The sequence below is a fragment of the Staphylococcus sp. HMSC62D11 genome, from assembly GCF_001839145.1.
In the GTDB taxonomy this organism is placed as follows: domain Bacteria; phylum Bacillota; class Bacilli; order Staphylococcales; family Staphylococcaceae; genus Staphylococcus; species Staphylococcus lugdunensis.
The window spans coordinates 282,921-302,700 of the sequence record NZ_KV840177.1 but is presented as its reverse complement, the minus strand read 5'-3'; the positions used below and the strand labels follow the sequence as shown (position 1 = coordinate 302,700).

The window sequence follows — 19,780 nt, the reverse complement described above, 5'->3', positions numbered from 1 at the left end:
AACAAACCACCCGTTCACACGGGTGGTTTTGATTGTTACATTAAGTGTTATTGACAAACCTACCTTCTCTTATGGTTGAAGACTACCGGCTGAAGCTGTCCTCTAATCTATTGAACTAATAAATATAGTATTGAATAAAAAAGAAGCACAAAGATGATTTATGTCAGTCAAATCACCTTTGTGCTATATGTGTTTTTTATGTTAACGCTTTTTTCGACGTAATATTTCTTCATTATTGTTATCGAATGGTTGTTGCTCATGTTTATTTGCATATTCTTGACGTATTTCTTTTTCTAATTGTTTTTTCTTACGTTCACGTCTCCAATTTCTTGTGCTATACCATAATAAGAAACTCAAGATTAAACTCATAATCGCTAAGAATGCAGCATAACCTAGCAATGGTTGGTATGAAATAGAATAAAAATTAGGTATAAAAAATGCCAGAATTGCAAGTACAACAAACGTTACAATTGAAGCAAAAAACCATTTATGCAGTATTAAAGTACAAATAACTGTTAGAATAACCATCGCTATAATAGTTATCCACAAATAATTAGGCATATCAAAGATACTCATTATTATACTCCTTAATCTTTTAATCTACATTATGTATAACTATATCATAAATTTTATTCATTATACCATCGCTTTATCACTGAAATCACACAATTTTAGCCTTACGATTACAATTAAGTGTACACTCCCCTATCTTTTCATGTACTTTTTTATTTATTAACGGTTCTGAAGAAATTGATAAATTCATGTATAATAAATGATACATACAAATACATAGGAGTGATATTAATGCCTATAGGATTACCATTAAGAAAAGATGTCCCTACTAATGAAACATGGGATTTGCAAGATTTATTTAAAAGTGATGATGATTTTTATAACACTTTAGCTGAAACAACTAAACGTGCAAAACATTTCCAGCAATCTTTTAAATCTCAACTTACAAATACACAACTTACACTTAAAGCATTAGATGAATATGAAAATATTTTAATTACGATAGATCGATTAGCAAACTATGTTGAACTAAGACTTAGCGTTGATACTACAGATGAAGAAGGTCAAAAGGTAAACGCGAAATTTTCAACATCAATGGGTTTGATAGCGAGTCAGCTTTCTTTCGTTGAATCAGAACTCCTTGCTTTGTCAGATAATCAAATACGAACAATTCAAGCCAATGTTCCTTACCCACACTATATAGAGAAATTGATTCAAAGAAAATCTTATCAATTATCCCCTGCTGTTGAAGAGACACTTGCGACACTTTCGCCTTTGTTTTCAAGTGCATATGATCTATACGGCACTACAAAAATGTTAGATGTTCACTTTCATCCATTTGAACATGATGGTATAACCTACCCTCTAGATTATGCTACTTTTGAAAATGAATATGAAGACCACCCTGATCCTAACTTTAGACAGCAAAGTTTTAAACACTTTAGTGATGCTTTACGTCAATATCAACATACAACAGCAGCAACATATAACATGCAAGTACAACAAGAAAAAATCGAAGCTACTTTAAGAGGTTATGACTCTGTTATTGATTTTTTATTACATGATCAGGAAGTCAGCAGAGATATGTATCATCGCCAAATTGACGTTATCATGAGTGATTTAGCACCCGTGATGCAAAAATATGCGCGTCTATTAAAACGTATTCATGGCTTAGAAAAAATGCGTTTTGAAGATTTGAAAATTTCTGTTGATCCAAGCTATGAACCTGAAATATCAATAGAAGAATCTAAAACATATATTAGAGGTGCCTTAAGCGTCCTAGGTGAAGAATATATGGACATGGTTGAACAAGCCTATGCAAGACGATGGATTGATTTTGCCCAAAATAAAGGTAAAGAAACAGGTGCTTATTGTGCAAGTCCTTATTTATCACATTCATATGTTTTTATATCTTGGACTGGAAAAATGACTGAAACATTTGTCCTAGCTCATGAACTTGGACATGCAGGTCATTTCAACCTTGCTCAACAAAACCAACACTTCTTAGATTCAGAGGCCTCAATGTATTTTGTCGAAGCACCTTCAACTATGAATGAAATGCTCATGTCTAACTATTTATTTGAACATAGTGATGATCCTAAATTTAAACGCTGGGTGATTGGCTCAATTTTATCACGCACATATTATCATAATATGGTTACACATCTACTTGAAGCGGCTTATCAACGTGAAGTGTATAAACTTGTTGATCAAGGTGAATCCTTGACTGCACCATTATTAAATCATATTACTCGTAATGTCTACGAACAATTCTTTGGTGATGCTATCGAGTTAACCAATGGTGCAGAATTAACTTGGATGAGACAGCCACACTACTATATGGGTCTATACTCCTATACTTATTCAGCAGGATTAACTATTGGTACTGTGGTAGCTCAAAAAATTAAAAACGAAGGGCAACCTGCAGTTAATGCTTGGTTGAATACTTTGCGCGCAGGTGGCAGTAAATCTCCAGTTGAACTAGCTAAAATGGCTGGCGTTGATATTACAACAGAAGCTGCATTAAAATCTACAATAGCCTATATTTCAAAACTGGTGAATGAAGTCGAAGCTTTAACTAATATCATTGAGCAGCAGTAAAAACTAATAACCACGAAGCCTAACTTAAATAAGGCATCGTGGTTATTTTTTATTGTGATCATTCATTTGATTGTTATATTAACGTTTAAAGCTATCAAAATGTTCTCCCGTCAAATAATAATATACACTTTCAGCAATATTAGTTACATGGTCCCCCACACGTTCTAAGTTACGTGCTGCTAAATGTGCTTGCCCAGCCACAAATGGATCATTATCTATTAAATATGTTGTATTGACGATATTAGCATATAAATCATCTATATCTTGATCACGATCAATAATTTCACGAATTAATGTTATATCTTCATTTTTTGCGGCCGTATTTAAATCTTGCAGCATAAGCATCGCAAGTTTCCCCATTGTTTTAAGGCGTGTAAGCACGTAATCATCCGTTATTTTAACTCTTAAACGAATATTAGCGATACTTGCAACATTATCACCCATTCTTTCAAAATCAGTAGCAATTTTTAAAGCTGCCATCATCATTCTTAAGTCGCTAGCAATAGGCTGTTGTTTCATAATAAGTAAAATAACTTTTTCATTTATTTCACAATCTAATTTATTAATATCTTTATCTTTATTAATGACTTGACGCGCAAAATTTTTGTCTTTTTCACTTAATGACACAATTGCATTATTTATATTGAAGTACGTATACAAGCCCATGCGACGAATATCTTTTAATAATTCATCGAGTTGTTCTTGATAATTTTGACGAATAATTGTCATATTTTTTAACCAAAACGTCCAGAAATATAATCTTCCGTCTGCTTATCAGAAGGATTAGAGAATATTTTGTCCGTATCATCATATTCATTAACATAGCCATTTAAGAAAAAGGCCGTTTTATCCGAAACACGTGCGGCTTGTTGCATATTATGTGTCACCATAATGATTGAATAATCTTTTTTAAGCTCTTGTACAAGTTCCTCGACTTTTAACGTTGAAATCGGATCTAAGGCTGAAGTTGGCTCGTCCATTAAAATAACATCTGGTTCAATTGCCAAACATCTCGCTATACAAACACGTTGTTGTTGACCGCCAGATAAACCATATGCGTTCATGTGTAAACGATCTTTCAATTCATCCCAAATTGCTGCTCCACGTAACGATTTTTCAACAATTTCGTCTAATATTTTTTTATCTTTAATACCATGCGTTTTCGGGCCATAAGTAATATTATCATAAATTGATTTAGGGAATGGATTAGGTTGCTGGAAGACCATACCAACATTTGTACGTAGTTTCTCTTTTGAATACTTCTCATCAAAAATATTTTTATCACGATATAATATTTTTCCTGCTGTCTTAACGGAAGGTACTAATTCTACCATGCGATTGAGCGCTTTAATGTAAGTCGATTTTCCACAACCAGATGGTCCAATAATTGCTGTAACGTTGTTTTCTAAAATGTCTAAGTTAATATTTTGTAACGCATGATTATCTCCATACCACAAATCTAAATTTTGTGTTGAATAGACTACTTTTCTATCACTATCTGAAAGATGGTCTTCTTTTTTTGAATGCTCTGTTGTTATTATTGTTGAATCATTTTGTGCTTTGGTTGTTTGTTGATTATTTTTTTCTACTGCTTGTTCTATGTTTTCTTTATCTTTAGTTAAATTGTTTGTCATTTTGAAAACTCCTTCACTCTCTAATTACTATAAAAACAAATCCCTAGTTCACGTGAACACCCAACATGATTAGAACTTTTTACTAAATTTATTACGGAAATAAATAGCTAAACCGTTCATTAATAATAAGATAACTAAAAGTACTATAATTCCTGCTGAAGCAACATTTTGAAATTCTGCTTGCGGTAATTTAGCCCAGTTATATATCGCCATTGGTAACGCCTGGAATTGATCCATGACAGAATTAGGTAAACGCAATAGTATTGTAGGAATACCTATTAAAATTAATGGCGCAGTCTCACCTAAAGCACGAGATAATGCTAGAATAAAGCCGGTTAAAATTCCTGGTAGTGCTGCTGGCAACACTACTTTTCGGATTGTTTGCCACTTGTTTGCACCTAAACCATAAGATGCTTCTCTAACTGATGACGGCACTGCTCTTATTGCCTCTTGAGCTGCAACAATAATGACAGGTAAAATTAATAACGTCATGGTTAATGCACCAGCTAAAATTGAATTACCTAATGATAAGGCTTGAATATTCATACCTCTAACAAAGATTGTCAATCCAAGTAATCCGAAAACTACAGAAGGTACACCAGCTAAATTAGAAATACAAACTTTAATAAAATCTGTAAATGGATTTTTCTTAGCATACTCCTCTAGATAAATTGCTGTTCCTACTCCTAAAATAATTGAAAATGGTATGATGGTTAACATGAGCCATAATGTACCAACCAGAGCCCCTTTTATACCCGCTTGAGAGGGTGTTGATGATGAAAAATTAGTAAAGAATGAAGGCGTTAGATGACCCACACCTTTAATTAAGGTATCAATAAGTAATGCTGCTAAAAAAAGCAACCCAATCAACGTACATGCTAAAAATAAAAATTTATTGATTTTATTTTTAGTCATGCGTGTACTAATATTTTTTTCAACTTTAGACTGATCTACTAAAGCTTTTTTGTGTATATTTGTTGATGATGACATATTAATACTCCTCTCTAAAGCGCTTAGAAATCCATTGAGAAAGCAGGTTCATTAGTAACGTAAATATAAATAATGTAAATCCAACAGCATAAATACTGTAATAAACATCTGAGCCATATGTTGCATCCCCAGTCGCAACTTGAACTATATAACCTGTCATTGTTTGAATGGAACCTGTTAAATCTAAGGAAGCAGTTGGTGTACTACCCGCCGCTAGTGAGACAATCATTGTTTCACCAATAGCTCTTGAAATCGCCAAAACGATTGAAGCCAATACACCTGAAATAGCTGCTGGTAACACTACTTTCGTCGCTACTTCAAACTTAGTAGCTCCAAGCCCCAGTGCACCTTCTCGAATTTTATTCGGAACAGACGACATTGCATCTTCACTCATACTCGTAATTAACGGTATAATCATCACACCAACAACCAATCCTGGACTAATTGAATTAAAGCTTCCTAATTCTGGAAAAATAGATCTTAAAATTGGTGTAATGAATGTTAATGCGAAGAAACCAAAAACGATTGTCGGAATCCCAGCTAAAATTTCTAATATTGGCTTAATAATACGTCGCGTTCTATCACTTGCGTATTCACTTAAATAAATGGCTGCACCCAATCCAATAGGTACTGCAAATATTGCTGCGATAAGCGTAATTTTTAACGTCCCTATAACTAAAGCCCAAATGCCATATTTAGGACTAGATGAAAATGGTGCCCATTCTGTAGTGAAAAGAAATTCAGTAATGGATACCCTAGTGAAAAATGTAATTGTTTCTGTTAATAATGTAACTAATATGCCAATCGTAACTAATATAGATATAAATGAAATAACAGCTAGAATCATAGGTACGATTTTATCGCTTTTACCGCCCTTTTTTGCGTTATTCTTGGCAATCAATTCCCTAACATTTGTATTTGAAGCCATACCATACACACTCCGTTTTCTCCCAATTATTAAAAAAGTGGATTGGGAATAGATTCGGTTTAACTCTGAGTTAATCAGTGATGCACGCGTCAATTAACTCATGTTCAACCTACATAAGTGAGTATACGTATTTCATTACGTTTCTATCACTTATTTTATTCCCAACCCAGTTCTATTGATTTATTTATTATTTATCTTTCTTGTCTTTTTTATCTTTATCTTTTTTATCATCTTTTTTGCCATTTTTGTCGATGAATTTATCTAATTGCTTTTGTTCTTTTTTGTAATCATCTTTTGGCAATGCTACATAACCTGCATCTTCTGCAGATTTACCTTCATCTTTAAGAACGAATTTCATAAATTCTTGGAAGCCTTTATTTTCTTCTAATGATTTTTCTTTTGCATAGATGAATAATGGTCTACTTAAAGCGTATGAATTATCTTGTATTGTTTTTTTAGTTGGTTTTGTATCTTTGCCTTTATCGTCTTTAATTTTTACTTCTTTCAATTTATCTTTATTTTGTTGATAGAAGTTATAGCCAAAGTAACCAATACCTTCTTTATTTTTCTCTACAGATTGAACGATAACATTCGTATCTGCATTTTTCTCAGCTTTAATATCACCTTTATCCATTACTTCTTCACTGAAGAAATCATAAGTACCATGTGATTGGTCTGGTGAAAATGCTTTGATTTTTTTATTTGGCCAACTTGAATTTACATCTTTCCAAGTTTTAGCTTCTCCAGAGTAGATTTTTTTCAATTGATCTTTTGATAAAGAATCAACAAAATCGTTATCTTTGTTTACCGTTACTGTTACGCCGTCTTGAGCAATTTTGTATTCTTTATATTTGATATTTTTGTCTTCTAATTTTTTCTTTTCTTCATCTTTAATCGGTCTTGAAGCATTTGAGAAATCTGTTTCTCCAGCGATGAATTTTTCGAAGCCACCGCCAGTACCAGAAGTACCAGATGATACTGTTACATCAGGATAATCTTTAGCAAATTTTTCGTTTAGTTTTTCAACGATAGGACCTACTGTGGATGATCCGTCACCTTTAACTTCTCCGCTAACATCTTTACCATTACCTGAGCCATTTCCGCCACAAGCTCCTAATAAAACCGAAGCGCCCAATACAGTAGTACCAACTAATTGCCACTTTTTCATTAATATATCCTCCTAATATAAATAACCCAAATGTTATATGTATTTCTTACACTTCTAATACTACAGACCCTTTGTTAAATTAAAATAGAGTGAATGTAAATGTTTTGTTAAGTTTAAAACTGCTGATAAATCAAGCTTATATAATCTGTTTTAATGAAGTTTGTATTTAAAAAGAAAATGGTAGCTAGACAAATATAAGTTCAACTTATTGCCTACTACCATTTTTAAATACTGTATTTAGTTATAATCTATGTGGCTAAATTTAATCCTCAACACGGCTCCAGCCTTTTTTCGTCAAAGAAATTTTTCCCGTTTCAATATTAATGATTTTTTGTTTGTATAAATGACCAATAGCTCGTTTAAAAGAACCTTTACTCATATTAAAAACTTCTTTAATGGCTTCTGGACTTGATTTATCCCAAAAAGGAAGTTCACCATTATATTCAACTAATAAATCAAAAATGATTTGTCCATCATCATCTAAGCGTTCATGTGCAAGTGGTAAGAATGACGCATTAAGCTCTCCTTTGTCGTTATGACCAATGACGCGTACATTAACTTTTTCTCCTAGACGCGGCTCTGATTTGCGTTCAGACTCATGTACAAATATTTTGTATCCCTCTTTAGATAGTAAGAAACTACCTACTCTTAATAAACGATATGGTCTTGCTTCTATAATTTCATTTAACATATCATCATCTTGCACTGGCGTGTACATTTTTTCGACAATTGTTTCACTAGCGAGACGAGCAAACATGTGATTGTCACGATCGATACGCAAAGTAACGAGTAAATAATCCCCTGCTACGGGCCATATATCTTTAACTTTTGGTAAATCTTCCCAAGGCACTAGCACTTCTCTAGGTAAACCGATGTCTACATGCGCACCATCACGGTCCGTTTTTAATACTTTAGCAAAATCATATTTATCTTTTGTTATATCAGGCATGTTTTGCGTTGCAAATAAATCCCCAGATCTATTGGGATATATAAAGAAACTATATTCCTCTCCTATTTCTAACTCATCATCATCACTTATTTCAGATTGATTCAATTTAACTTGTTCACCATTCGGGCCTTTTAACAAATAAGTAGAACCTTGTTTGCCTTCGACTTTTAGAAATTCAATTGAACCTACTATATCTTTATCTAATGCCATATTGTTCTCCTTCGAGTAATGTATTCCTATTTATTATAACATGTCTAATGTTTTCTACCATAACAACAATTATTCAGTCGAAAGTCAAGATATTATATGATATAATTCATCCGTTAGAAAAACGTAAAAAAGGAGCAAATGAATGTTACAAGTTACTGATGTTAGTTTACGTTTTGGTGATCGTAAACTATTTGAAGATGTTAATATTAAATTCACTGAAGGTAATTGTTATGGTCTTATTGGTGCTAATGGCGCTGGTAAGTCAACGTTTTTGAAAATTTTATCAGGTGAATTAGACTCACAAACTGGTCACGTTGTCTTAGGCAAAAACGAACGTCTCGCCGTATTAAAACAAGATCACTTTGCCTATGAAGATGAACGTGTACTTGATGTTGTTATTAAAGGACATGAACGTTTATTCGAAGTAATGAAAGAAAAAGATGCCATATATATGAAACCAGATTTTAGCGATGAAGACGGTATTCGCGCTGCCGAACTTGAAGGTGAATTTGCTGAGATGAATGGTTGGAATGCTGAAGCAGATGCTGCTTCTTTACTATCAGGATTAGGTATTTCTACTGATTTACACGACAAAAAAATGGCTGAATTGGAAAATAATCAAAAAGTAAAAGTCTTATTAGCACAAAGTTTATTTGGCGACCCTGATGTATTACTACTTGACGAACCTACCAATGGTCTAGATATTCCAGCAATTAGCTGGTTGGAAGACTTTTTAATTAACTTTGATAATACTGTTATTGTTGTGTCTCATGATCGCCACTTTTTAAATAACGTTTGTACCCATATTGCTGATTTAGATTTTGGAAAAATTAAATTATATGTTGGGAACTATGATTTCTGGTATCAATCAAGTCAATTAGCACAAAAGATGGCTCAGGAACAAAATAAGAAAAAAGAAGAGAAAATGAAAGAGTTACAAGATTTCATCGCACGATTCTCTGCTAATGCTTCTAAATCTAAACAAGCTACAAGTCGAAAGAAACAGTTGGAAAAAATTGAATTAGATGATATTCAACCATCTTCAAGACGTTATCCTTTTGTGAAATTTACACCAGAGCGTGAAATTGGTAACGATTTGTTAGCAGTTGAAAATATCTCTAAAACAATCGATGGTGAAAAAGTCTTAGATAACATTTCTTTTACTATGAATCCTAATGATAAAGCAATTCTAATTGGTGACAGTGAAATTGCCAAAACAACATTATTAAAAATCCTTGCAGGAGAAATGGAACCAGATGAAGGTACTGTTAAGTGGGGAGTTACGACATCATTAAGTTATTTCCCTAAAGATAACTCAGAGTTCTTTGAGGGTGTGAATATGAATTTAGTTGATTGGTTGCGTCAATATGCACCTGAAGATGAGCAAACAGAAACATTTTTACGTGGTTTCTTAGGCCGCATGCTATTCAGTGGTGAAGAAGTTAAGAAAAAAGCCAGCGTTCTTTCAGGTGGAGAAAAAGTCCGTTGTATGTTAAGTAAAATGATGCTTTCAAGTGCCAATGTTCTGTTACTCGATGAACCTACAAATCATCTTGACTTAGAAAGTATCACTGCTGTAAACGATGGTTTGAAGTCATTTAAAGGTTCAATTATCTTTACGTCATATGATTTTGAATTCATCAATACCATTGCCAACCGTGTCATTGATTTAAATCAAGCTGGTGGATTATCAAAAGAATTACCATATGAAGAATATCTAAAAGAAACTGGCGTTCTCTCATAATCTCCCCATCGATTTCTAAACAAACAGGTACATTAAATATAGTTTGCCCTGTTCTCTCAAGTATGTCTTCATCATGCTTCGCACTTAAAAGAACTGTATTTAATCTTAATGTCATTTATTATAAAAATCATTCAGAGCCTAAGACGTAATTATGTTTTAGGCTCTAAAGTATATATTGGCATTGGCAGCAGTCGACTGAATAGAAAAATATGCTTATATCAAGCTTTTTTTCGATTTTAGTCATACATGCCGGTAAGAAATACAAATTCAAAATGAATACTGTCGCGCTTCCTTTCACTTGTCAGAGAGCGTGATGTCTAAACTTATATTTAAATAAACCTGTTTATTATTTTTAAAAATGCATAGCAGCGATATTACTTTTTACATTAACTATGATTAATTAGTCAATTACAGCATTATGAAACCTTTAATTGTCAGTAAATTTTTAAAAATCTAAATTCTTAGTTTACAGATGCTAACCCACCATGTATAATGAAAAACATATCAATTGAATAAGATTTTGATGAGGCGCATCAATCATTAGTAAGAAATAGAGTACTGTCTGCTAACAGCTATTTCTGAAAGGGTGCGATGCCGAAATAATGCAACTAGCAGGTTCGCTTTATTGGACTTTATGGTTAAAAGCCAAAAGTTTGTCATTATTTTTTAATAATGGAGTGCATCACTTGTTATAAAAATCCCGAGCAAGTTCGCGCATTCCGAACTTGCTCTTTTTTAGTAGCATGTGTCTCCTTTAATATTGGAGGTTTAACAATTTGAAACGACGCGTTTTAAAATTTGGCGGTTCATCAGTCGCTGATTTTACAAAAATAAAAAATATCGCAGCGATGCTTAAGCGTCGTGTCGATGAAGGTGAACAATTAATTGTAGTAGTAAGTGCTATGGGTAAAACAACGGACCTGTTAATGGAAAAAGTACAATCATTAACAACAACACCTAGAGATCAAGAACTTGCCCTACTGTTAACTACCGGAGAACAACAAACTGTTTCTTATTTATCAATGGTTCTCAATGATATAGGTGTTGCTTCCCGTTCAATGACAGGTTATCAAGCTGGCATTAAAACAATAGGTCATCATTTGAAAAGCAAAATTGCTGAAATCAATCCTGCAGTATTTGATCAAGCATTTGAGACGTATGATGTTATTGTTGTGGCAGGTTTCCAAGGTATAAATGATAACTATGAATTAACCACGCTTGGTCGTGGGGGTTCAGATACTACAGCCGTTGCACTTGCCGCTAGTAATGCAACCCCATGTGAAATCTACACAGATGTCGATGGTGTTTATGCAACAGACCCTCGTATTTTGAGTCGAGCTAAGAGATTAGATGTCGTCTCTTATGAAGAGATGATGGAAATGAGTGCATTAGGCGCAGGCGTATTAGAGACTCGAAGTGTTGAGTTAGCCAAAAATTATGATATTCCTATCTATTTAGGTCGTACTTTATCAAATGTGAAAGGAACATGGATTATGCCCAATAGTGAAATATTAGAGAAAAAAGCTGTCACTGGTGTAACTTTAGATAAACACATGATGCATATCACAATTAGCTATCCTTTATCTGATGACCGTTTGCTTACACAACTATTTACCGCTTTAGATAAAGGCGCAATTAATGTAGATATGATATCTCAAATTGTCAATCTTGAAGGATTACAATTATCATTTTCTATCAAAGATAGTGATATTCATCAAATCTCAGATATATTAGAAAATCTATCCGTATCTTTTAGTGCATTAGATTATAAGATTAATGAAACATATGTCAAAATTTCACTAATTGGTTCAGGCATGCGCGATATGTCAGGCGTAGCTTCTAAAGCATTTATCACATTGATAAATGCCAAAATCCCTTTTTACCAGACAACCACTTCTGAAATTAGCATTTCTTATGTCATTGATGCACAGAATGGTGACCGAGCCGTACAAACATTGTATGATGCATTTGAAATATAGAATATGTTTCTGGGACATAGCTATATTTTAGGCTCTGAGCCCTATATTGGTAGTATTGACTGGATTGAAAATACGCTGATACAAAGCTTTTTTTCAATCTTAGTCAATCTTTCCGGGGCGGGACTACAAATTCATATTGAATTCTGTCCCAATCCCATAGATACATTTTAAAGATTTTCAAAATTTCAAATAGAATGAATAATGGAGTGACAGACTTATGACAAGATTAGCAGTAGTTGGAGCAACAGGATTAGTTGGAACAAAAATGTTAGAAACTTTAGATAGAAAAGGCATTCCTTTTGATGAATTAGTGCTTTTTTCTTCAGCGCGCTCAGCTGGCAAGAAAATTGATTTCCAAGATCAAATATATATAGTACAAGAATTAACAGAAGCAGCAGCAAGTGAACATTTTGACTATGTCTTAATGAGTGCTGGTGGTGGTACAAGTAAACAATTTGCTCCTATTTTCGAACAAGCAGGTGCAATTGTAATTGATAACTCAAGCCAATGGCGTATGAATAAAGATATAGACTTAGTCGTTCCAGAAGTAAATGAACCCCATTTTAAACGCGGCATTATTGCCAATCCAAACTGCTCAACTATTCAATCAGTAGTTCCACTAAGAGTTTTGCAAGAAAAATTTGGTTTAAAACGTGTTGCATATACAACATATCAAGCCGTTTCAGGTTCTGGTATTAAAGGAAAAAGAGATTTAGCTGAAGGTGCAAATGGTAAAGCACCAGAAGCATATCCTCACCCTATTTATAATAATGTTCTACCTCACATCGATATCTTTTTAGAAGATGGCTATACTAAAGAAGAACAAAAAATGATTGATGAAACACGTAAAATATTAAACGAACCAGACTTACGTGTAACGGCAACATGTGCACGCGTACCAGTACAAGATAGTCATAGCGTTGAAATCGATGTTACGCTTATTGAAGAAGCAACAACTGAAGAAATCAAAGCTTTATTTGACAAAGATCCTCGTGTTGTTCTCATAGATAATCCAGCCAATAATGAATATCCATTAGCCATTAATTCTACGGGCAAAGATGAGGTATTTGTTGGACGTATTAGACGTGATGACTCACTAGACAATACATTCCATGTTTGGTGTACTTCTGATAACTTACTAAAAGGCGCCGCATTAAATGCCGTTCAAGTATTAGAGCAAGTCATTAAATTAAAAGGAGCTAGATAATTATGGCACATTTATTCGAAGGTGTTGGTGTAGCTCTAGCTACCCCATTTACTAATAATGAAGTTGACTATCAAGCACTTGAAAGACATGTAGATTTTTTACTTAAAAATAATGTTAAAGCAATTATTGTCAACGGTACTACTGCAGAAAGCCCTACGCTAACTGACAACGAAAAAGCACAGGTACTCGAAGCCGTTATTAAACAAGTCAATCATCGTGTAACGATCATTGCTGGAACTGGCACAAATAATACTGCAAAATCTATACAGGCATCATTGCGTGCAAAAGAACTAGGCGCTGATGCAATCATGTTAATCACACCTTATTATAATAAAACAAACCAACGCGGCTTAATTAAGCATTTTGAAACGATTGCAAACGAGGTTAAATTGCCTGTAGTACTTTATAATGTACCTTCTCGTACTAATATGACGATTAATCCAGAAACAGTCGAAACGCTAAGTCATAATGATTATATTATAGCTATCAAAGATGCCACTAATGACTTTGCATATTATGAAGAAGTAAAAAAACGTATTAACCAATCGGAGTTTGCATTATATAGTGGTAATGATGACAACGTCGTTGAATTTTATAATCGAGGCGGCAATGGGGTCATTTCAGTCATTGCAAATGTGATACCTCAAGAATTTCAAGCTTTATATGATGCTAAACAAAGAGGAGAAAATATTACAAAAAGTTTCGAACCAATAAGTAAACTATTATCAACTTTATCATGTGATGTAAATCCAATTCCTATTAAAGCTTTAACAAGTCATTTAGGTTTTGGTAATTATGAACTACGTTTACCACTTCTACCGTTAGAAGCTGCAGAAACTAAAGTATTAATTAACGCTTACGAGCAATTTAAAGCAGGTGAACTTTAATGAAGATATTATTAATTGGTTATGGCGCAATGAATCAACGTGTTGCACGACTAGCTGAAGAAAAAGGTCATCAAATCGTTGGTGTCATTGATCGCGAAAATAGCCCAAGCACACCTTACCCACGTTTTTACCATATCAAGGATGCACAAAATGAGGCAGATGTAGCCATTGATTTTTCAAATCCCAAATTATTATTACCATTGCTCGATGAAGACTTTGAATTGCCATTAGTCATTGCTACAACTGGTGAAAAAGAGCAACTTACAGCTAAACTTAAACAACTTAGTAAACGCATGCCAGTTTTCTTCAGTGCAAATATGAGTTATGGTGTTCATGCATTAACTAAAATTTTAGAAGTAGCTGTTCCCCTATTACAAGATTTTGACATCGAATTAACAGAAGCACATCATAACAAAAAAGTCGACGCACCGAGTGGAACACTTGTCAAACTTTATGACGTAATTAAAGAATTACGTGAGAATGTGACACCCGTTTACGATAGACATGAACGTAATGAAAAACGCACTAAAGATGAAATTGGTATCCACGCAGTACGTGGCGGAACGATTGTTGGAGAACATGATATCTTGTTTGCTGGCACTGATGAAACAATAACAATTTCACATAAAGCACAATCAAAAGATATTTTTGCAAATGGTGCCATAGGAGCTGCAACGAAACTCGTTCATAAGAAAAATGGTTTTTATACTTTTGACAATTTATAATTTAAGGAGAGACATCAATTATGGTTCAACATTTATCAGCGCAAGAAATAATTCAATTCATTAGTGATGCAAAAAAATCTACACCACTAAAAATATATATCAACGGGGATTTTAGTAATATATCATTTCCTGATTCATTCAAAGTCTTTGGATCAAATAACTCTAAAATTATTTTCTGTGAAGCAGATGATTGGAAGCCTTTCTATGAGCAATATCAATCTAGTTTAACTGATTTAGAAATTGAAATGGATCGAAGAAATTCAGCTATCCCGCTCAAAGATTTAACAAATACTAATGCGCGTATTGAGCCTGGTGCTTTTATTCGTGAAGGTGCCACAATAGAAGATGGAGCTGTCGTTATGATGGGCGCCACAATTAATATTGGTGCAGTCGTTGGTGAAGGTACAATGATTGATATGAATGCAACTTTAGGCGGACGTGCAACAACTGGAAAAAATGTGCATGTGGGTGCTGGTTCAGTATTAGCAGGCGTTATTGAACCACCAAGTGCGCAACCAGTGGTAATTGAAGATAATGTCTTAATCGGTGCGAATGCTGTTATTCTTGAAGGCGTTCACGTTGGTAAAGGTGCCATTGTAGCTGCAGGTGCCATTGTCACTCAAGATGTACCAGCAGGTGCCGTCGTTGCAGGTACACCTGCAAAGGTTATAAAACAAACATCTGAAGTAGAAGACTCAAAACATGAAATTGTCTCTGCTTTAAGAAAACTAAATGATTAATTACTTTGTTCAATTAAATTAAAGTACTTCGGAGGTTGAGATGTTGCAATTGCTTATCATTTCACCTCCTTAGTTATACTTTTTACAAGCGGTATACTACAAATATTTAAGTTACAATAGATGTATGTATTATATTGATAAAAGAGGATGATAGCATGAATGAATTAGAATTTGTAACAACACATAGACGTCACTTACATCAGCATCCAGAACTTAGCTTACATGAATTCGAAACAACCAAATATATTACTGCGTTTTTAGATGATATCGGTGTATCTTATGAAAGACCCCTTGAAACAGGCGCAATCGCTTATTTAGAAGGCAACAGTGACCATACTATAGCTTTTAGAGCAGATATTGATGCTTTGCCTATTTTTGAGGAAAATGATATCGATTATCGTAGTCAAGTTGATAATGTTATGCATGCCTGTGGTCATGATGGACACACAACTGCATTGATGTTATTCGTAAAACGTTGTAAAGACCAAGCGGATAAAGGACTATTGCCACATAATGTCGTATTTATTTTCCAACCAGCTGAAGAAACTGGTGGCGGCGCCAATCGTTTAATCAAAGCAGGTGCATTTAATAACTACCCTATTGAAGCCATTTTTGGAGTTCATGTAAATCCTTTTGCAGAAGAAGGACAAATCGTTATTCGTGATAATGAGATTACTGCTAGTGCAACTGAATACCGTTTTTATCTGCAAGGATTATCTAGCCATGTTGCCGATAAAGAGCAAGGTCATTCTTGTGGAGAAGCATTGCAACACGTGCTTGCTCAAGTGGGAATGATCCAACAGTTTCATCTTAATGGCTTGAAGCGAAATATTGTCCATATGGGCCACTTTGAAGCTGGAGAAGCTATTAACACAGTGCCAAGCCACGGTTATTTAGAAGGTACAATTCGTACTTATGATGCAAATGATTTAAATAGCGTTAAAACACAGATGCAAAAAATTGCTAAAAGTGTGAGCTTACTTTTCAACGTTGATTGTCAAGTTAAATTTGAAGAAGGCTATCCTGCAACGATGAATAGCCCACAATTACGTAACACAGTTGAACAGGCCATTGTCAATGCTGGCTTAGAAGTTGTTGAGAAACCTTTACCTTTTTTATTTGGAGAAGATTTTAGTTTCTATGGTCAACAACTTGCCCCAGCTTATTTTGCATTTGTTGGAACGCGTAACGAAGCCAAAAATTATATTACTGGATTACACACATCCCATTTAAATTTCGATGAGCGTGTATTAATTTATGTAGCTGATTACTATGAAAATTTATTAAAACAATACGGGGAGGCATAACATAGTGACTGCAACATGGTCCGTAAATTCAGACATATTTTTCAACAATGTCGTAACTGTTAAAAATAACCAACCTATTATGGCTGTAGTAAAAAACAATGCCTATCACTATGGATTAGAGTATGCTGTAAATATGTTTTTAAAGGCAGGTATAAATACTTTTAGCACGACTTCTCTTAAAGAAGCCGTTCGCATTAGAAAACTTGCGCCTAAAGCTACTATCTTTTTAATGAATGCTGTTTATGACTTCGATATTGTGCGTCATAACCGTATTCACATGACGTTGCCATCACTGCAATATTATTATGCTAATAAATCCAATTTGTATGACATTAATGTGCATTTAGAATATGAAAACTTATTACATCGCTCAGGGTTTAAAAATCTTAGCGAACTACGCGAAGTATTAAAAGATCATGAGCAAAATAATCAAACTCATAAAATGCATATCACAGGTTTATGGACTCATTTTGGTTATGCTGATGAGTTTGATGTGCCAGAATACGATACTGAAAAACGTGCTTGGTTAAAGGTTTTAAATACACTATTAGCAGAAGGTTATACTTTTGACATGATTCATGCTCAAAATAGTGCAAGCTTTTATCGTGAGCAACATCAAGTACTTTCCAATCACACACATGCTCGAGTTGGTATTGCATTGTATGGTTCACGCCCATATAGTTCGTTAAAACCTTCTGAAATCAAACAGGCTTTAACCGTTAAAGCAAATGTGATTCAAGTAAGAGAAGTAAATAAAGGGGATTATTGTGGGTACAGCTTTGCATATGAATGTAAGAATCATCATACCCGCCTTGCGGTCGTAGATATAGGCTATGGTGATGGAATTTTAAAATCCAGAGCACAACATGATGTAATCATCAACGGAAAACGTTATCCGATTCGTGCACTAATGATGAGTCATATGTTTGTTGAAGTGGATGAGCTTGTTCATGCAAGAGACGAAGTTGTATTATATAATAATGATATACGCATAGATGAATTTACATTTAAAGGCGTAGGAGCAAATTCAGAACAGCTCAGTGCAATGAACCATGATTCTTTAATAAAGGAGTACAAATAAATGACTGTTAAATATAATGATTATGGTGAACTAACTATGGGAGGTACTAGTCTTAAAACATTAGCTTTAAGCTTTGGTACCCCCACCATCGTATATGATGAAGATCAAATTCGTCATCAAATGAGACGTTATCATTCCGCTTTTAAACAAAGTGGTTTAACATATAATATTTCATATGCTTCAAAAGCCTTTACGTGTTTGCAAATGGTCAAACTTGTTCAAGAAGAAGGTTTACAATTAGATGTTGTATCGGAAGGAGAGTTATATACCGCCCTATCAGCAGGTTTTGATCCACAACAAATTCACTTCCACGGTAATAATAAAACAAAACGTGAGATTCAATATGGATTAGAAAATGGAATTGGCTATTTTGTGGTAGATGCTTTAGAAGAAATAGAATTAATTGATAAATATGCAAGTGATACGGTAAATGTTGTATTACGAGTTAATCCTGGTGTTGAAGCACATACTCATGAGTTTATTCAAACAGGTCAAGAAGATAGTAAATTTGGATTATCAATTAAATATGGTCTAGCACTGGAAGCAATTAATAAAATTAAAGCTTCCAAGCATTTGTATTTAAAAGGTATTCATTTCCATGTTGGCTCACAAATTGAAGGTACAGAAGCCATGATTGAAACAGCAAAAATTGTCTTAAATTGGTTATCTGAACAACAAATTCAAGTCGAGTTGCTAAATTTAGGCGGTGGGTTTGGCATTAAATATGTCGAAGGTGATACAAGCTTTCCAATTGAAGAAGGCATTGCAGAAATCACAACTGCTATCAAAGATATAACAAAAGAATTAAACTACTCAGTTCCTGAGATTGGTATTGAACCAGGACGTTCAATTGTTGGAGAAGCAGGTATAACACTTTATGAAGTAGGTACAATTAAAGACATACCTGGAGTTAACAAGTATGTATCAATTGATGGTGGTATGAGTGACCATATACGAACAGCACTTTATGATGCACAATATGAAGCATTACTTGTTAATCGTCATGAATCCGCAGATGAAACAGTTACAATCTCTGGAAAACTATGTGAATCCGGAGATATAATCATTAGAAATGCCAAATTACCATCATCAGTTCATCGCGGAGATATTTTGGCTATCCTCTCAACTGGAGCTTATCACTATTCAATGTCATCGAATTACAATCAAATGCAAAAACCGTCAGTCTTCTTTTTAAAAGATGGTAAAGCGAGAGAAGTAATTAAACGACAATCACTACGACAACTTATTATTAATGATACAAAATAATTAAAGTACCCCACTAGCGGCTTAATATAATAGGAAGATCTTAGAAAATAGCGAGCCTGGGACATAAATCTTAGAAAATAGCACTCATATGAATTGAATTCAATTTCATATGAGTGCCTCATTTTATTCAATACTTCGCATTGTTGGCTCGCTTTCTTAGGGGACAGCTTTAGCCACCCCAACTTGCTTTGCCAGACGAAATGCTTTTCGCATTTCTCTTTGTTGGGGTCCCGTTTGTCCTGTTCTCTCAAGAGTCTCGCCAAAATATGGCACTTTCGTATAATTTAATAAACACAACTAAACTAAATTAACGAAGTGCCTTATGTATAAAGAATATAACATGACTTAACTT

The 19,780-nt window shown here is 34.1% G+C and carries 17 protein-coding genes and 1 riboswitch; of the genes, 10 read left to right on the top strand and 7 right to left on the bottom strand.

Annotation, left to right across the window (positions count from 1 at the left end):
- Positions 1-201: 201 nt before the first annotated feature.
- Positions 202-576, bottom strand: coding sequence for a hypothetical protein (locus HMPREF3267_RS02290; RefSeq protein WP_002459120.1), 375 nt, complete (start codon positions 574-576; stop codon positions 202-204).
- Between the two features lie 228 nt (positions 577-804).
- On the opposite strand from HMPREF3267_RS02290, the gene pepF reads away from it, so the two are divergent.
- Entirely contained in the window at positions 805-2,613 is a 1,809-nt protein-coding gene (gene pepF, locus HMPREF3267_RS02285) for an oligoendopeptidase F (protein ID WP_062077635.1), read from the top strand.
- A 78-nt stretch (positions 2,614-2,691) separates the two neighbouring features.
- On the opposite strand, the gene phoU is transcribed toward pepF, so the two are convergent.
- From phoU to cvfB, 6 genes are all read right to left on the bottom strand, one after another.
- A complete protein-coding gene (phoU, locus tag HMPREF3267_RS02280; protein WP_062077633.1) occupies positions 2,692-3,342 on the bottom strand; it encodes a phosphate signaling complex protein PhoU in 651 nt (216 codons plus the stop codon).
- A 5-nt stretch (positions 3,343-3,347) separates the two neighbouring features.
- Positions 3,348-4,247, bottom strand: coding sequence for a phosphate ABC transporter ATP-binding protein PstB (gene pstB / locus HMPREF3267_RS02275; protein WP_002459123.1), 900 nt, complete (start codon positions 4,245-4,247; stop codon positions 3,348-3,350).
- A gap of 69 nt (positions 4,248-4,316) precedes the next feature.
- Positions 4,317-5,237 (bottom strand): phosphate ABC transporter permease PstA, encoded by a 921-nt coding sequence (gene pstA / locus HMPREF3267_RS02270; protein ID WP_002459124.1) that lies wholly within the window; start codon positions 5,235-5,237, stop codon positions 4,317-4,319.
- A 1-nt stretch (position 5,238) separates the two neighbouring features.
- Positions 5,239-6,165, bottom strand: coding sequence for a phosphate ABC transporter permease subunit PstC (gene pstC, locus HMPREF3267_RS02265; protein ID WP_002478202.1), 927 nt, complete (start codon positions 6,163-6,165; stop codon positions 5,239-5,241).
- Between the two features lie 187 nt (positions 6,166-6,352).
- On the bottom strand, positions 6,353-7,333 hold the full coding sequence (locus HMPREF3267_RS02260; RefSeq protein ID WP_002459126.1) for a PstS family phosphate ABC transporter substrate-binding protein: 981 nt from the start codon (positions 7,331-7,333) through the stop codon (positions 6,353-6,355).
- A 262-nt stretch (positions 7,334-7,595) separates the two neighbouring features.
- Complete coding sequence (cvfB, locus tag HMPREF3267_RS02255) at positions 7,596-8,492, bottom strand: RNA-binding virulence regulatory protein CvfB (RefSeq protein ID WP_002459127.1); 897 nt, start codon at positions 8,490-8,492, stop codon at positions 7,596-7,598.
- A gap of 142 nt (positions 8,493-8,634) precedes the next feature.
- Here cvfB and HMPREF3267_RS02250 point away from each other — a divergent pair, with 142 nt between their 5' ends.
- The 9 genes from HMPREF3267_RS02250 to lysA all read left to right on the top strand — a co-directional run bounded on the left by HMPREF3267_RS02250 (position 8,635) and on the right by lysA (position 19,428).
- Entirely contained in the window at positions 8,635-10,236 is a 1,602-nt protein-coding gene (locus tag HMPREF3267_RS02250) for an ABC-F family ATP-binding cassette domain-containing protein (RefSeq protein WP_002459128.1), read from the top strand.
- Positions 10,237-10,751: 515 nt separating this feature from the next.
- Positions 10,752-10,927, top strand: a riboswitch (Lysine riboswitch).
- Positions 10,928-11,012: 85 nt separating this feature from the next.
- Positions 11,013-12,215 carry an aspartate kinase gene (locus tag HMPREF3267_RS02245; RefSeq protein ID WP_062077632.1) on the top strand — a complete coding sequence of 401 codons (1,203 nt, stop codon included), beginning with the start codon at positions 11,013-11,015 and terminating at the stop codon, positions 12,213-12,215.
- Between the two features lie 217 nt (positions 12,216-12,432).
- Positions 12,433-13,422, top strand: coding sequence for an aspartate-semialdehyde dehydrogenase (locus HMPREF3267_RS02240; RefSeq protein ID WP_062077631.1), 990 nt, complete (start codon positions 12,433-12,435; stop codon positions 13,420-13,422).
- 2 nt (positions 13,423-13,424) lie between these two features.
- Entirely contained in the window at positions 13,425-14,309 is an 885-nt protein-coding gene (gene dapA / locus HMPREF3267_RS02235) for a 4-hydroxy-tetrahydrodipicolinate synthase (protein WP_062077630.1), read from the top strand.
- Positions 14,309-15,034, top strand: coding sequence for a 4-hydroxy-tetrahydrodipicolinate reductase (gene dapB / locus HMPREF3267_RS02230; RefSeq protein ID WP_062077629.1), 726 nt, complete (start codon positions 14,309-14,311; stop codon positions 15,032-15,034). The genes dapA and dapB overlap by 1 nt, the downstream gene beginning before the upstream one ends.
- A 20-nt stretch (positions 15,035-15,054) precedes the next feature.
- Positions 15,055-15,774 (top strand): 2,3,4,5-tetrahydropyridine-2,6-dicarboxylate N-acetyltransferase, encoded by a 720-nt coding sequence (gene dapD / locus HMPREF3267_RS02225; RefSeq protein ID WP_002478209.1) that lies wholly within the window; start codon positions 15,055-15,057, stop codon positions 15,772-15,774.
- Positions 15,775-15,929: 155 nt separating this feature from the next.
- On the top strand, positions 15,930-17,081 hold the full coding sequence (locus HMPREF3267_RS02220; RefSeq protein WP_002459134.1) for an amidohydrolase: 1,152 nt from the start codon (positions 15,930-15,932) through the stop codon (positions 17,079-17,081).
- 4 nt (positions 17,082-17,085) lie between these two features.
- Complete coding sequence (locus HMPREF3267_RS02215) at positions 17,086-18,162, top strand: alanine racemase (protein WP_062077627.1); 1,077 nt, start codon at positions 17,086-17,088, stop codon at positions 18,160-18,162.
- Positions 18,163-19,428, top strand: a complete 1,266-nt coding sequence (lysA, locus tag HMPREF3267_RS02210; RefSeq protein ID WP_062077625.1) for a diaminopimelate decarboxylase — start codon at positions 18,163-18,165, stop codon at positions 19,426-19,428.
- The last annotated feature ends 352 nt before the right edge of the window (positions 19,429-19,780 follow it).